Here is a 14321-nt window from a genome sequence, read left to right as displayed (position 1 = left end):
GCTATCAGTCCACCGTCACGTAATCGGGGCCGGAGTAACGGCCGGTGCTGAGCTTCTGGCGCTGCATCAGCAGGTCGTTGAGCAGGCTGGACGCGCCGAACCGGAACCAGTGCGGGGCCAGCCAGTCCTCGCCCGCGGTCTCGTTCACCAGCACCAGGAACTTGACCGCGTCCTTGGTGGTGCGGATCCCGCCGGCCGGCTTCACGCCGATCTGCGTACCGGTCTGCGCCCGGAAGTCGCGGACGGCCTCCAGCATGAGGAGCGTGTTGGCGGGGGTGGCGTTGGTGGCCACCTTGCCGGTCGAGGTCTTGATGAAGTCGGCGCCCGCCAGCATCCCGATCCAGGAGGCCCGGCGGATGTTGTCGTACGTGGACAGCTCACCGGTCTCGAAGATCACCTTGAGGCGGGCGGGGCCGCACTCCGCCTTCACGGCGAGGATCTCCTCGTACACCTTCAGGAACCGGCCGGAGAGGAACGCCCCCCGGTCGATCACCATGTCGATCTCGTCGGCCCCGGCCGCCACGGCGTCGCGGACGTCCGCGAGCTTGACGTCCAGCGCGGCACGGCCCGCCGGGAAGGCGGTCGCCACGGACGCCACCTTCACGCCGGAGCCGGCCAGCGCGGCGGCGGCGGTGGCCGCCATGTCGGGATAGACGCAGACCGCGGCGGTGCGCGGGGCGGTGCGGTCGGTCGGGTCGGGGTTGACGGCCTTGGCGGCGAGAGCCCGGACCTTGCCCGGGGTGTCCGCGCCTTCCAGCGTCGTCAGGTCGATCATCGAGATGGCGAGATCGATGGCGTACGCCTTGGCCGTCGTCTTGATCGAACGGGTTGCGAGGGAGGCGGCGCGCGCTTCGAGGCCGACGGCGTCGACGCCGGGCAGCCCGAACAGGAAGCGGCGCAGCGCACTGTCGGACGCCGTCGCGTCGGAGAATGCGGGAGCAGTGGTGGGCATGGTCACCAGGGGAGCATATCTACGCGCGTAGCGACCTGTACAGAGGGCCAGGTCATCCGTGCGTCCCGCACCCCGCACCCGCGCGTCCTCCCTCGGGACGCCACGGCCCGGCGGCGGGCGGCCGTGCGGTGCGTCCGCTGCGCCGCCCTCCGCGCCCGTCAGGCAGAATCGGCCCCATGACGAGCCCCACACCTCCCGCGGAGCCGCCCCCCGCGACACGGACCTACCGCTCCGTCGCCGCACTGGTCTGCGGGTCGCTGCTGCTCCTGCTGATCGCCTGGATGGCCGGCGACGCCATGATCCGGGGCGAGGGACGGGTGCCCTGGCTGGCGACGGCCGCGCTGCTCCTCGTGGTGCCGCTGGTCGTGGCGTTCACCCTGCGGCCCGCCGTCTTCGCGGACGACGAGCGCATCCGGGTCCGCAACCCGTTCCGGACGATCCAGCTGCCCTGGACCGAGGTCGCCGACGTACGGGCTTCGTACTCCTCCGAGCTGCTCGCCCAGGACGGCACGAAGTACCAGCTGTGGGCGATCCCGGTCTCCCTGCGCGCCCGCAAGCGCGCGGCGCGCGGCGCGGCCCGCGCGGCGCACGACGACCCCTACGGCCGCACCTCCGTCAGCGCCGACGTCCGCGACTCCGCCGCGCGCACCGCACCCGCCGACCAGAGCGTCCGCGATCTGCGGGACATCGCCGAGCGGGCCGGCGACACGACCGCCGAGGGCGCGGACCGGGGCTCCGTGCGCTGGGCGTACGAAGTGATCGCCCCGGCCGTCGCGGGGGCCGTCCTGCTTGTGGTGGTGGGGGCGCTCGGCTGAGCCCGACGCCTTCGAACACCGAAGGGCCGGTACCCGGGGAGGGGTACCGGCCCTTCGGCGTGAAAGCGGTCGTCAGATCCCCGCTGCCGCCGCCAGGTCCCGCTTGATCCCGGCGAGCAGTTCGGCGCCCCGGGCCCGCGCGGCGGGCAGCCCGGCCGCGTCCGCCACCGGGACGACGACCTCCAGGTAGCACTTCAGCTTCGGCTCGGTGCCGCTCGGGCGGACGATCACCCGGGCGCCCTCCAGCTGGTAGCGCAGCCCGTCGGTGGGCGGCAGCCTGTCCGTGCCCCGCGCCAGGTCCTCGGCCGAGGTGACGGCGAGACCGGCCAGCCCGGTCGGCGGCTGCTCGCGGAGCCGGGCCATGGCGTCCGCGATGACCGACAGGTCCTCCACCCGCACCGAGAGCTGGTCGGTGGCGTGCAGACCGTGCGCGAGCGCCAGGTCGTCCAGCAGATCCAGGAGCGTACGGCCCTGCTCCTTGAGTACGGAGGCGAGCTCGGCGACGAGCAGGGCGGCGGTGATGCCGTCCTTGTCGCGGACGCCCTCGGGGTCGACGCAGTAGCCGAGCGCCTCCTCGTACCCGTACCGCAGGCCGTCCACCCGGGCGATCCACTTGAAGCCGGTCAGCGTCTCCTCGTAACCGAGGCCCGCCTTCTCCGCGATCCGGCCGAGCAGCGACGACGACACGATCGACTCGGCGAACACGCCGCTCACGCCCCGCTCCACCAGGTGCGCGGCCAGCAGCGCGCCCACCTCGTCGCCGCGCAGCATCCGCCAGCCGCCCTCCGTGGCGGTGTCGGGCACGGCGACTGCGCAGCGGTCCGCGTCCGGGTCGTTGGCGATGACCAGGTCCGGCGCCGCCCGGCGCGCGGTGGCGAAGGCGAGATCCATCGCGCCGGGCTCCTCCGGGTTGGGGAAGGCCACGGTGGGGAACGCGGGGTCGGGCTCGGCCTGCTCGGTGACGAGGACCGGTGCCGGGAACCCGGCCCGCTCGAACGCGGCGGTCAGCACGGAGGTGCCGACGCCGTGCATCGCGGTGTAGACCGCGCGAGCCGTACGGGGGCTGTCGGGGGCCAGGACCGCGTCCGTACGGGCCAGGTAGGCGGCCAGGACCTCGTCCCCGAGGGTCTCCCAGCCGTCCTCGGGGCGCTCCACGCCCGCCAGCGGGCCGACCGCGTCGATGGCGGCGGCGATCTCGCCGTCGGCCGGAGGCACGATCTGTGAGCCGTCGCCGAGGTAGACCTTGTAGCCGTTGTCGCGCGGCGGGTTGTGGCTGGCGGTGACCTCGACCCCGGCGACCGCGCCCAGATGCCTTATGGCGTACGCCAGTACGGGGGTGGGGAGCGGGCGGGGCAGCACGGCGGCGCGCAGCCCGGCCCCGGTCATCACGGCCGCCGTGTCGCGCGCGAAGTCTTCCGACTTGTAGCGGGCGTCGTAGCCGATGACGACGAGCCCGCCCTCCTCGCCCTGGGCCTTCAGATACGCGGCGAGGCCCGCCGCCGCCCGGATCACCACGGACCGGTTCATCCGCATCGGCCCGGCTCCCAGCTCCCCGCGCAGCCCGGCGGTGCCGAACTGGAGCGTGCCCGCGAAGCGGGCCGCGAGCTGCTGGGTGTCACCCGCCTCGATGATCGCGCCCAGCTCCGCGCGCGTCTCGGGGTCGGGGTCCTCGGCCAGCCAGGTCCTGGCCTGCGCGATGAGGTCGTGCTGCACGGGGGCCGCCTTTCGGGGGGTGTGCGGAAGGGGGGTACGGGGGTGGGGTGCGGGTGGGGCGGGTGCGGGTGGGGAGGGGTGGGCGCTGCGCGGGCTGTTCCCCTCCCCGCCCCTTCCCGAAACCGGGGCTCCGCCCCGGGCCCCGGTCCTCAAACGCCGGACGGGCTGAAAAATACGCAGCCGGGGCGGGCTGGTAACGCAGTCGAACAGGCTGGAAATGCAGCCGGACCGGCTGCGGCACGCCCTAGACGCGCTCCAGCACCCTTGCCAGCAGCGCGCCCATCCGGGTCGCCGAGTCGCGGCCGGCCTGGAGGACCTCCTCGTGGTTGAGGGGTTCTCCGGACAGGCCCGCCGCCAGGTTGGTGACGAGGGAGAGGCCGAGCACCTCGGCGCCCGCCTCCCGGGCCGCGATGGCCTCCAGGACCGTGGACATGCCCACCAGGTCGCCGCCCATGACCCGGACCATGTTGATCTCGGCCGGGGTCTCGTAGTGCGGGCCGGGGAACTGGACGTAGACGCCCTCTTCGAGGGTGTCGTCGATCTCCTTGCACAGCGCGCGCAGCCGCGGGGAGTACAGGTCGGTCAGGTCGACGAAGTTGGCGCCGATGATCGGGGAGGCGGCCGTCAGGTTGATGTGGTCGCTGATCAGGACCGGCTGTCCCGGGCGCATCCCATCGCGCAGACCGCCGCAGCCGTTCGTCAGGATGACGGTCCCGCAGCCCGCGGCCACCGCCGTACGGACCCCGTGGGCGACGGCGGCGACGCCCCGGCCCTCGTAGAAGTGCGTGCGGCCGAGGAAGACCAGCACGCGCTTCTCGCCGATCCTGTACGAGCGGACCGTGCCGCCGTGGCCCTCGACGGCGGGCGCCGGGAAGCCGGGCAGGTCGGTCACGGGGAACTCGGCCTCCGGGACGCCGAGTGCTTCGCCCGCGGGCGCCCAGCCGGAGCCCATGACCAGGGCGACGTCATGGGTCTCGGCGCCGGTCAGCTCGCGCAGGCGTGCGGCGGCCCCGGCGGCGGCTGCCCGCGGGTCGGCCTGGATGTTGTCCGGAATAACAGATGCGTTCACGCGGACGAGCGTAACCGCTCAATCCCTACGCGCGTAGATGTACTGGCGCAAAGACGCGCCGCGGGTCTTTGTGCTTTTGCACGAACACGGCGCGACCGGGCCCCGGTCCGCCCTGGTCAGCAGGGGCGCTTGCGCAGTTCCATCACATAGTCGTGCGGTGCGCCGGCGGATTCCGCGGCGTCCGCGATCTCGCCGAGATAGCGCGCCGAGGGCAGCCCGCCCTCGTAGCCGTTCAGCACGTACATCCAGGCCGGCTCCTCGCCGTCCAGGGTGTGCACCCGCACCCGCATCCGCCGGTAGATATCGAGCCCGACACCCTCCCAGCGGTCCATCGAGTCCTCGTCCATCGGCGCCAGGTCGTACAGCGCGACGAAGACCTGGGAGCGCGGCGCCTCGACCACGGTGGCCAGCGCCCCCTCCCAGCCCATCTGCTCCCCGCCGAAGGTCAGCCGCCAGCCGTTGAGCCAGCCGGTGCTGCGCATCGGGGAATGCGGAGCGCGGCGGGTCATGAGCCGCGCGTCGAGGTTGCCGGCGTACGCGGCGTAGAGCGACATGGGACCGAGGGTACGGGAGGTGGGCGCGGGAGCGGCGGTTCCTGTGACGAAGGCCCCGGTCGGGGGGGTGCGGGGCGGGTCCCCGGTTTCGTTCCCGGCGGTTCGTTCCCGTGCGGCGGACGCCCTCTTTCCCGTATGGAGGGCCCCGGGGCGAAGCACCTTGGCGCGTGCGGGACAATGGAGTACGTACTGCATTCCCCCGGGGCGATCCCCCGGACCCCCGGCCGGGGCGGCAGACGGCCGCGGGTTACACAACGCGAGGCGGACTTTTCGTGACCCGGATCGTGATCATCGGCGGCGGCCCCGGCGGCTACGAGGCAGCCCTGGTGGGCGCCCAGCTCGGCGCGGAGGTGACCGTCGTCGACTGCGACGGTCTGGGCGGGGCCTCGGTCCTCACCGACTGCGTGCCCTCGAAGACCCTGATCGCCACGGCCGAGGTGATGACCACCTTCGACTCCTCGTACGAGGAGCTGGGCATCATCGTCGCCGACGACACCCCGCACGTGGAGCAGGCCGCCCGGGTCGTCGGCGTGGACCTCGGCAAGGTCAACCGCCGGGTCAAGCGCCTCGCGCTCGCCCAGTCCCACGACATCACCGCCTCCGTCACCCGGGCCGGCGCCCGCGTGATGCGCGGCCGGGGCCGGCTCGACGGGCTCCAGGCCGCCGACGGGTCGCGCCAGGTCGTCGTCACCGCCGCCGACGGCACCGAGGAGCGGCTCACCGCCGACGCCGTGCTGATAGCGACCGGCGGCCACCCCCGGGAGATCCCGGACGCGCAGCCCGACGGCGAGCGCATCCTGAACTGGACCCAGGTCTACGACCTCGACGAGCTTCCCGAGGAGCTCATCGTCGTCGGATCCGGTGTCACCGGCGCCGAGTTCGCCGGGGCCTACCAGGCACTCGGCTCGCGCGTCACCCTCGTCTCCTCCCGCGACCGGGTACTGCCCGGCGAGGACCCGGACGCCGCCGCCGTCCTGGAGGACGTCTTCCGCCGCCGCGGGATGAACGTCATGGCCCGCTCCCGCGCCCAGTCCGCCAAGCGCGTCGGCGACCGGGTCGAGGTGACGCTGGCCGACGGCCGGGTCATCACCGGCTCGCACTGCCTGATGGCGGTCGGGGCGATCCCGAACACCGCGGGCATGGGCCTGGAGGAGGCCGGCGTACGGCTCAAGGAGTCCGGGCACGTCCTCACCGACCGGGTCTCGCGCACCAGCGCCCCCGGCGTCTACGCGGCCGGTGACGTCACCGGGATCTTCGCGCTGGCCTCGGTCGCCGCGATGCAGGGCCGCATCGCGATGTACCACTTCCTGGGTGACGCGGTCGCCCCGCTGAACCTCAAGGCCGTCTCCGCCAACGTCTTCACCGACCCGGAGATCGCCACCGTCGGCTACAGCCAGGCCGAGGTGGACGCGGGCAAGATCGAGGCCCGGATGGTGAAGCTGCCGCTGCTGCGCAACCCGCGCGCCAAGATGCAGGGCATCCGCGACGGCTTCGTCAAGATCTTCTGCCGCCCCGGTACGGGGATCGTGGTCGGCGGCTGCGTGGTCGCGCCGCGCGCCAGCGAGCTGATCCACCCCATCTCGATCGCGGTCGACAACAACCTGACGGTGGAACAGATCGCAAACGCATTCACCGTGTACCCGTCCCTGTCCGGATCGATCGCCGAAGTGGCCCGGCAGCTGCACACCCGCAAGCTCACGGGCGAGGGCTGAGAGCCCGGGAAGCGCGGCATTTCCGGCATCTCGCCGCAACTGGGCGGCAGTCCGGCGGCGCGGCGATCGCTTGACGATCACCGCCGAACAACAAAGGGGCCTCCTATACCACTTGGAGGCCCCTTTGAAGTACAACTTCTGTTATTCGGCGCAAACTGCTGAAAACTCACCGGCGGCCAGGTTACTGTCAGTTTCGTGTTCGCTGCAGAACGTCGTCAGTTGATCCTCGAAATGGTGCGTGCCAACGGGGCGGTATCGCTCCGTGAGCTCGCCCGCGTCGTCCAGACCTCCGAAGTGACCGTACGGCGGGACGTGCGGGCACTGGAGGCAGAAGGACTCCTCGACCGCCGGCACGGCGGTGCGGTCTTGCCGGGCGGTTTTACGCGGGAGTCCGGCTTTCCGCAGAAATCCCATCTCTCCACCGCGGAGAAGACTGCCATCGCCGACCTGGCCGCAGGCCTCGTCGGCGAGGGCGAGGCCATTGTGGTCGGCGCCGGCACGACCACGCAGGAGCTGGCCCGCCGGCTCGCGCGGGTCCCCGGTCTGACCGTCGTCACCAACTCCCTGCTGGTGGCCCAGGCGTTGGCCCATGCCAACCGGGTCGAAGTCGTCATGACCGGCGGCACCCTGCGCGGGAGCAACTACGCGCTGGTGGGCAGCGGGGCCGAGCAGTCCCTCCAGGGGCTGCGGGTCTCCCGGGCCTTCATCTCCGGGAGCGGACTCACGGCGGAGCGTGGCCTGTCCACCTCCAACATGCTCTCGGCCAGTGTCGACCGGGCTCTCGTGCAGGCCGCCGCGGAGGTGGTCGTCCTGGCGGACCACACCAAGCTCGGCTCGGACACCATGTTCCAGACGGTGCCCACCGAACTGATCACCCGTCTGGTGACGGACGAGCCCCCGCTCCACGACGAGCGGGCCGCCGCCGAGCTCCAGTCCCTGGCGGACCAGGGTGTGGAGATCACGGTGGCCGGCCCGGACGCGGACGCGTCCGGCGGGGACGGCCCCCCACCGGGGCGTCAGCCCCGCCGGGACATGCCGCTCCCCGGCCAGCGGCGCACGCAGAACGGCGGTCTCGGGCCGCAGCTCCGCAGCGCTTCCGCCTTGGCGGACGTACCGGGCGAACGGGCCCGCGTGGCGGACCTGCGGCGGCGGTAGGGCCGCCTTTCAGCCCCTCCGGCGTTTGAGGAGCGGGGTCCGGGGCGGAGCCCCGGGTTCGGGAAGGGGCGGGGCGGGGAGAGGCCCCGCGCAGCGGCCGACCACGCCGGGCGCACGGGCGGAGCCCCGGGTTCACGCCCCCTACTTCAGCCCGCGCAGCGTCAGCCGCAGCAGCCGCTCCGCCAACTCCGGGTCATCGGGCGACTGCTCGGCCGCCAGCGCGATCGCGTTGGTGAGCTGGAGCAGATCGTCGATCGAGACGTCCGCCCGGACCGACCCGCTCTCCTGGGCCCGGCGCAGCAGCCCCGCGCCCGCCTCCCGGAGCGGCAGATGGCACTGGACGAGTGCCGAGGTCCCGTTGCGCGAGGCGGACATCAGGCCGTGGGCCAGGCCGCGGTACTCACCCGCATGAGTGACGATCGCGCCCAGCCAGTCCACCAGCGCCCGGCACGGGGCTTCCGCCGCCGCCAGCTCCCGGGAGCGGTCCAGGAGCGAACTCAGGGCGTCCTGGAAGACCGCGTTCATCAGGGCGTCCCGGTTCGGGAAGTGCCGGTAGAGGGTGCCGATGCCCACGCCCGCCCGGCGGGCGATGTCCTCCAGCGACGCGTCCGTGCCGTGCTCGGCGAAGGACCTGCGAGCCTCGCCCACCAGCCGGTCGTGGTTCCGGCGCGCGTCCGCGCGCATCGGCCGGACCGGCGGTTGTGCCGTGCTCGTCTCGATCGGGATCGCCCCTGCCATGGCTTCCGCCCCTCCCTCGGTCCTCGGACCTTCTGTGGGTTCCAGGATGCCACTGTGACGAAGGGGCCCGGCCCGCGTCGTCACGACGTGGACCGGGCCCCTTCGGAGTGCGGCGGGCGGTCAGTCCTTGATCTCGCAGATCAGGGCGCCGGAGGAGACGGAGGCGCCGACCTCGGCGGTGAGGCTCTTGACGGTGCCGGAGCGGTGCGCGTTGAGCGGCTGCTCCATCTTCATGGCCTCCAGGACGACGACGAGGTCGCCCTCCTTGACCTCCTGGCCCTCCTCCACCGCGATCTTGACGATGGTGCCCTGCATGGGCGAGGCGAGGCTGTCGCCCGAGGCGGCGGAGCCGGCCTTCTTCGCGGCGCGGCGCTTGGGCTTCGCGCCGGCGGCGAGGCCGGTGCGGGCCAGCGACATGCCCAGCGAGGACGGCAGCGACACCTCCAGGCGCTTGCCGCCGACCTCGACGACGACGGTCTCCCGGCCCGCCTCGTCGTCCGTGTCCGCGTCGGCGGGGGCGGCGAAGGGCTTGATGTCGTTGACGAACTCGGTCTCGATCCACCGGGTGTGGACGGTGAACGGGTCCGCGGTGAAGGCGGGGTCCGCGACGACGGCACGGTGGAACGGGATGGCGGTGGCCATGCCCTCGACGGTGAACTCGGCGAGCGCGCGGGCGGCGCGCTGGAGCGCCTGTTCGCGGGTCGCGCCGGTCACGATGAGCTTGGCGAGCAGGGAGTCCCAGGCCGGGCCGATGACCGAGCCGGACTCGACGCCCGCGTCGAGGCGGACGCCGGGGCCGGTCGGCGGCGCGAAGGTGGTGACGGTGCCGGGGGCGGGCAGGAAGCCGCGGCCCGGGTCCTCACCGTTGATACGGAACTCGAAGGAGTGACCGCGCACGGCGGGGTCGCCGTAGCCGAGCTCCTCGCCGTCGGCGATGCGGAACATCTCGCGTACGAGGTCGATGCCCGTGACCTCTTCGGTGACGGGGTGCTCGACCTGGAGGCGGGTGTTGACCTCAAGGAAGGAGATCGTGCCGTCGACGCCGACGAGGAACTCGACCGTCCCGGCGCCGACGTAGCCGGCCTCCTTGAGGATCGCCTTGGACGCCGCGTACAGCTCGTCGTTCTGCGCCTGCGTCAGGAAGGGGGCCGGGGCCTCCTCCACGAGCTTCTGGTGGCGGCGCTGGAGCGAGCAGTCACGGGTGGAGACGACGACCACGTTGCCGTGGGTGTCGGCCAGGCACTGGGTCTCCACGTGGCGCGGCTTGTCGAGGTAGCGCTCGACGAAGCACTCGCCCCGGCCGAACGCCGCGACGGCCTCGCGCACCGCGGAGTCGTACAGCTCCGGGATCTCCTCCAGGGTGCGGGCCACCTTCAGGCCGCGACCGCCGCCGCCGAAGGCGGCCTTGATCGCGACCGGCAGTCCGTTCTGCTCGGCGAACGCGACGACCTCGTCGGACCCGGAGACCGGGTCCGGGGTGCCGGCCACCAGCGGGGCCCCCGCGCGCTGGGCGATGTGCCGGGCGGCCACCTTGTCGCCCAGGTCGCGGATGGCCTGCGGCGGCGGGCCGATCCAGGTCAGCCCGGCGTCCAGGACGGCCTGGGCGAACTCCGCGTTCTCCGACAGGAATCCGTACCCGGGGTGGATCGCGTCCGCCTCCGAGTCCTTGGCGGCCTGCAGCACCTTGGCCATGTCCAGGTAGCTGGCGGCCGGGGTGTCACCGCCCAGGGCGAACGCCTCGTCTGCGGCCCGGACATGCAACGCGTCCCGGTCCGGCTCGGCGTAGACCGCGACGCTCGCGATCCCCGCGTCCCGGCACGCCCGAGCAACGCGGACAGCGATTTCGCCACGGTTGGCGATGAGCACCTTGCGCACGATGACTCCCTCCTCGAAACAAGCTGAGTTTAGGGACTACCGACACGGCTGTACGACCCGTCCCCATTGGTGAGCTTGCCCACACGGAGTGTGATCCGAGGCTTGCCCCAGTAGTGGAATCCCTTGTGGCACCACGGTACGCCGCGATCCTCAACCGCACAGTAACCAGCCGGTGTGGTGCAGGTCTCTGTCTTTAGGGTCAACGCCTCACAGCATTTCTTTGTGGGGTCCCTACGAACGGTCGATGGATTCTTTGCCCGGCGTACGGGCCTGTCCGACCCCTTGCCCGAAGGAATACCCATGAGTAGGGTCCGCGCTACGCACGTACCGCAGGTAACAGGGGGTGGATCGGTCATGCGCAGACCGGTGGCGATAGTGACCGCGCTCGTCCTGTTCGGGGAGGCGGTGGGCATCGTGCTCATCAACGCCGTCCTGGCCACGGTCGCCGAGAACCAGAACATGTCGCTCGCCGGCCTGGACCCGGACGCCATGTCCACCGGCACCTGGGTGATGGGCGGCGTCTCCGGGCTGCTGCTGGTCCTGTGCGGGCTGATCGCCCTGCTGGCCGGGGCCCGCGACCGCGCCCCGGGGCGCTTCGGACGCGTCGCCCTGATCGGCTGCGCGGTCGTGCACGGCGTCCTCGGCGCGGTCACCGTCGGCCTGGTGGGCTGGAGCGCCTTCGCGTTCATGGTGCTCGTGCTGGCCCTGCTGGTGCTCACCCTGCTGGCGTACGGGCCCGAGACCCGGGCCGAGGACGGCGTGAGCGGCGGGGCGGGCCCGGCGGAGGCCCGGACGGCCTAGAAGGCGTGCGCCGAGGTCGCCGCGGGTCTCGGACCCGCACTCCGTTACGGATCAGAACCAAGCTCCGTGACGGATCAGACTCACAGCTCCGTGACGGATCAGACCCACAGCTCCGTGACGGATCAGACCCACAGCTCCGTGACGGATCAGACCCACAGCTCCGTGACGGAGACGTCCAGCTCGCCCAGCAGTCGGCGCAGCAGCGGCAGCGAGAGCCCGATGACATTGCCGTGGTCGCCCTCGATGGAGTCGACGAACGGCGCCGAGCGGCCGTCCAGGGTGAACGCCCCCGCGACATGGAGCGGTTCGCCCGAGGCCACGTAGGCGGCGACCTCGGCGTCGCTCGGCTCGCCGAACCGTACGACCGTGGACGCCGTCGCCGAGGCCGTACGGCCCGAGGCGGTGTCGATCACGCTGTGCCCGGTCCGCAGGACGCCCGACCGGCCGCGCATCGACTTCCAGCGGGCGGTGGCCTCCTCGGCGTCGGCCGGCTTGCCCAGCGCCTCGCCGTCCAGCTCCAGCACCGAGTCACAGCCGATGACCAGGGCGCCCGCCGCCTCGGCGCGCTCCGCGACGGCCGCCGCCTTGGCCCGGGCCAGGACGAGCGCCAGCTCGGCGGGGGTCGGTGCGCTCAGGGCGTCCTCGTCCACCCCGCTGACGATCACCTCGGGAGCGAATCCGGCCTGCCGCAGCAGACCGAGACGGGCGGGGGAGGCGGAGGCGAGCACGAGACGGCGCTGATCAGTCATGCGGGCCATCGTAGAAGGGCGCGCGGGGGACGGGCGGCCACGGGCCCGCCACCCTCTCAGCGGATGCCGAGGACGAACATCGCCACCAGCATCGCCAGCGCCACCAGGACGCCCGCTCTGCGCATCATGTCCTGGGCGTCGCGCAGTTCCTTCGGCGGCTTGTTCTCGGGGTCGGACCACAACATGCTTCCGATCCTGCTGCGCCGCCCGCCCCTACGCCTGAGTACGGGTACTCAAAGCCGCCCCCGTGCGGACGGGGGCGGCTTCGCGCGCCTCAGGCCGGCCAGTACGTCCGCGCCCAGGCCCGGGGGCCCGGCTGCGGGCTGCCGCCGCGGGCGATGCGCCCCGGGTCGGACCACTGCTCGGGCGGCAACGGCGCGCCGGACGAGACGGCGGACGCCGCCACGGCGCGCGCCCGGACCACCGCCAGTGCGGCGGCCAGCTCCTCCGGGGTGGGGTTGCCCCGTACGACCTTGATCATGGGCAGACCTTTCTGCGAGCGGCTGATGGGACGCGGCTAGAGCGGGATGTTGCCGTGCTTCTTCGGAGGCAGTGATTCCCGCTTCGTACGCAGCTGACGCAGCCCCTTGACGATATGGGCCCGCGTCTCGGACGGCATGATCACCGCGTCGACGTAGCCGCGCTCGGCCGCCACGTACGGGTTGAGCAGTGCGTCCTCGTACGCCGTCATCAGCTCGGCGCGCGTGGCGTCCGGGTCCTCGGCGGCGGCGATGGTGCGGCGGTGCAGGATGTTGACCGCGCCCTGCGCGCCCATGACGGCGATCTGCGCGGTCGGCCAGGCCACGTTCAGGTCGGCGCCCAGGTGCTTGGAGCCCATCACGTCGTACGCGCCGCCGAAGGCCTTGCGGGTGATCACGGTGATCAGCGGGACCGTCGCCTCCGCGTAGGCGTAGATCAGCTTCGCGCCGCGCCGGATGATGCCGCCGTACTCCTGGTCCACGCCGGGCAGGAAGCCCGGCACGTCCACGAAGGTGATGACGGGGACGTTGAACGCGTCGCAGGTGCGGACGAAGCGCGCCGCCTTCTCGCTGGCGTTGATGTCCAGGCAGCCGGCGAACTGCATCGGCTGGTTGGCGACGATGCCGACCGGGTGGCCCTCGACCCGGCCGAAGCCGGTGATGATGTTCGGCGCGAACAGGGCCTGGGTCTCCAGGAACTCGCCGTCGTCCAGCACGTGCTCGATCGCGGTGTGCATGTCGTACGGCTGGTTCGCCGAGTCCGGGATGAGCGTGTTCAGCTCGCGGTCCTCGTCGGTGGTGGCGAGGTCCGCCTCCTCCGGGAAGACCGGGGCCTCGGAGAGGTTGTTCGACGGGAGGTACGACAGCAGCGACTTGACGTACTCGATGGCGTCCTTCTCGTCGCCCGCCATGTGGTGCGCCACCCCGGAGGTGGTGTTGTGCGTACGGGCGCCGCCCAGCTCCTCGAAGCCGACGTCCTCACCGGTGACCGTCTTGATGACGTCGGGGCCGGTGATGAACATGTGCGACGTCTGGTCGACCATCACCGTGAAGTCGGTGATCGCGGGGGAGTAGACCGCACCGCCCGCGCACGGGCCGACGATCAGCGAGATCTGCGGGATCACCCCTGAGGCGTGCACGTTGCGGCGGAAGATCTCGGCGAACAGGCCGAGCGCGACGACGCCTTCCTGGATCCGCGCGCCGCCGCCGTCGTTGATGCCGATGACCGGACAGCCGGTCTTCAGCGCGAAGTCCATGACCTTGACGATCTTCTCGCCGTAGACCTCGCCGAGCGAACCGCCGAAGATCGTGAAGTCCTGCGAGTACACGCAGACGGGGCGGCCGTCGACCGTGCCGTAACCGGTGACGACACCGTCCCCGTACGGGCGGTTCTTCTCGATGCCGAAGTTGGTGGAGCGGTGCCGGGCGAACTCGTCGAGCTCCACGAAGGAGCCCTCGTCCAGCAGCAGGTCGACCCGCTCACGGGCCGTCAGTTTGCCCTTGGCGTGCTGCTTCTCGACCGCGCGGGCCGAACCGGCGTGCGTCGCTTCGTCGATGCGGCGCGTCAGGTCCGCGAGCTTGCCCGCGGTGGTGTGGATGTCGCTTAGCGGCTCGGACATCGGGGGGCGGCTCCCTGCCTGGTCACGGGGACGACGTCTGGCACCGGTCACGGGGGGACGGCCAGCCGTCAGTCCGGCTCTGGCTACTGA

General features: G+C 72.2%; 14 protein-coding genes. 4 read left to right on the top strand and 10 right to left on the bottom strand.

From position 1 onward, the window contains the following. Positions 1-4: 4 nt before the first annotated feature. Complete coding sequence (gene deoC / locus ACIQRW_RS03570) at positions 5-952, bottom strand: deoxyribose-phosphate aldolase (RefSeq protein ID WP_403754406.1); 948 nt, start codon at positions 950-952, stop codon at positions 5-7. A 176-nt stretch (positions 953-1128) separates the two neighbouring features. Here deoC and ACIQRW_RS03565 point away from each other — a divergent pair, with 176 nt between their 5' ends. Then, positions 1129-1767: a PH domain-containing protein gene (locus ACIQRW_RS03565; RefSeq protein WP_403753826.1), complete on the top strand. Its 639-nt coding sequence runs from the start codon at positions 1129-1131 to the stop codon at positions 1765-1767. A 72-nt stretch (positions 1768-1839) separates the two neighbouring features. On the opposite strand, the gene ACIQRW_RS03560 is transcribed toward ACIQRW_RS03565, so the two are convergent. The 3 genes from ACIQRW_RS03560 to ACIQRW_RS03550 form a co-directional block, all read right to left on the bottom strand. After that, positions 1840-3480 (bottom strand): phospho-sugar mutase, encoded by a 1641-nt coding sequence (locus ACIQRW_RS03560; protein ID WP_403753824.1) that lies wholly within the window; start codon positions 3478-3480, stop codon positions 1840-1842. 244 nt (positions 3481-3724) lie between these two features. Next, positions 3725-4549, bottom strand: a complete 825-nt coding sequence (locus ACIQRW_RS03555) for a purine-nucleoside phosphorylase (RefSeq protein WP_403753821.1) — start codon at positions 4547-4549, stop codon at positions 3725-3727. A gap of 116 nt (positions 4550-4665) precedes the next feature. Continuing rightward, the gene (locus tag ACIQRW_RS03550) at positions 4666-5103 is read right to left on the bottom strand and encodes a gamma-glutamylcyclotransferase (RefSeq protein ID WP_007458837.1); all 438 of its coding nucleotides are present in this window, start codon (positions 5101-5103) and stop codon (positions 4666-4668) included. A 272-nt stretch (positions 5104-5375) separates the two neighbouring features. On the opposite strand from ACIQRW_RS03550, the gene ACIQRW_RS03545 reads away from it, so the two are divergent. Together ACIQRW_RS03545 and ACIQRW_RS03540 are read left to right on the top strand one after the other, a co-directional pair. Next, positions 5376-6815: an NAD(P)H-quinone dehydrogenase gene (locus ACIQRW_RS03545; protein WP_403753819.1), complete on the top strand. Its 1440-nt coding sequence runs from the start codon at positions 5376-5378 to the stop codon at positions 6813-6815. Positions 6816-7010: 195 nt separating this feature from the next. Next, positions 7011-7970, top strand: coding sequence for a DeoR/GlpR family DNA-binding transcription regulator (locus ACIQRW_RS03540; protein ID WP_215102412.1), 960 nt, complete (start codon positions 7011-7013; stop codon positions 7968-7970). A gap of 141 nt (positions 7971-8111) precedes the next feature. On the opposite strand, the gene ACIQRW_RS03535 is transcribed toward ACIQRW_RS03540, so the two are convergent. Then, the gene (locus tag ACIQRW_RS03535; RefSeq protein WP_403753816.1) at positions 8112-8708 is read right to left on the bottom strand and encodes a TetR/AcrR family transcriptional regulator; all 597 of its coding nucleotides are present in this window, start codon (positions 8706-8708) and stop codon (positions 8112-8114) included. A gap of 120 nt (positions 8709-8828) precedes the next feature. Further along, positions 8829-10583, bottom strand: coding sequence for an acetyl/propionyl/methylcrotonyl-CoA carboxylase subunit alpha (locus ACIQRW_RS03530; RefSeq protein ID WP_403753813.1), 1755 nt, complete (start codon positions 10581-10583; stop codon positions 8829-8831). A gap of 354 nt (positions 10584-10937) precedes the next feature. Here ACIQRW_RS03530 and ACIQRW_RS03525 point away from each other — a divergent pair, with 354 nt between their 5' ends. Further along, positions 10938-11384, top strand: a complete 447-nt coding sequence (locus ACIQRW_RS03525; RefSeq protein WP_403753810.1) for a hypothetical protein — start codon at positions 10938-10940, stop codon at positions 11382-11384. A 146-nt stretch (positions 11385-11530) separates the two neighbouring features. Here ACIQRW_RS03525 and ACIQRW_RS03520 read toward each other — a convergent pair whose 3' ends face one another. The 4 genes from ACIQRW_RS03520 to ACIQRW_RS03505 all read right to left on the bottom strand — a co-directional run bounded on the left by ACIQRW_RS03520 (position 11531) and on the right by ACIQRW_RS03505 (position 14231). Next, the gene (locus ACIQRW_RS03520; RefSeq protein ID WP_215102404.1) at positions 11531-12142 is read right to left on the bottom strand and encodes a nucleoside triphosphate pyrophosphatase; all 612 of its coding nucleotides are present in this window, start codon (positions 12140-12142) and stop codon (positions 11531-11533) included. A gap of 47 nt (positions 12143-12189) precedes the next feature. Beyond that, positions 12190-12318: a morphogenic membrane protein MmpB gene (gene mmpB / locus ACIQRW_RS03515; RefSeq protein ID WP_403753807.1), complete on the bottom strand. Its 129-nt coding sequence runs from the start codon at positions 12316-12318 to the stop codon at positions 12190-12192. Positions 12319-12407: 89 nt separating this feature from the next. Further along, entirely contained in the window at positions 12408-12614 is a 207-nt protein-coding gene (locus ACIQRW_RS03510; protein WP_403753804.1) for an acyl-CoA carboxylase epsilon subunit, read from the bottom strand. Between the two features lie 36 nt (positions 12615-12650). Further along, positions 12651-14231, bottom strand: a complete 1581-nt coding sequence (locus ACIQRW_RS03505) for an acyl-CoA carboxylase subunit beta (RefSeq protein WP_403753801.1) — start codon at positions 14229-14231, stop codon at positions 12651-12653. Positions 14232-14321: the final 90 nt, after the last annotated feature.

It is taken from the genome of Streptomyces sp. NPDC091287, from assembly GCF_044768525.1.
Lineage (GTDB): Bacteria > Actinomycetota > Actinomycetes > Streptomycetales > Streptomycetaceae > Streptomyces.
Note: the sequence above shows the minus strand (reverse complement) of the source record. Positions and strands in the feature narration are given on the sequence as shown.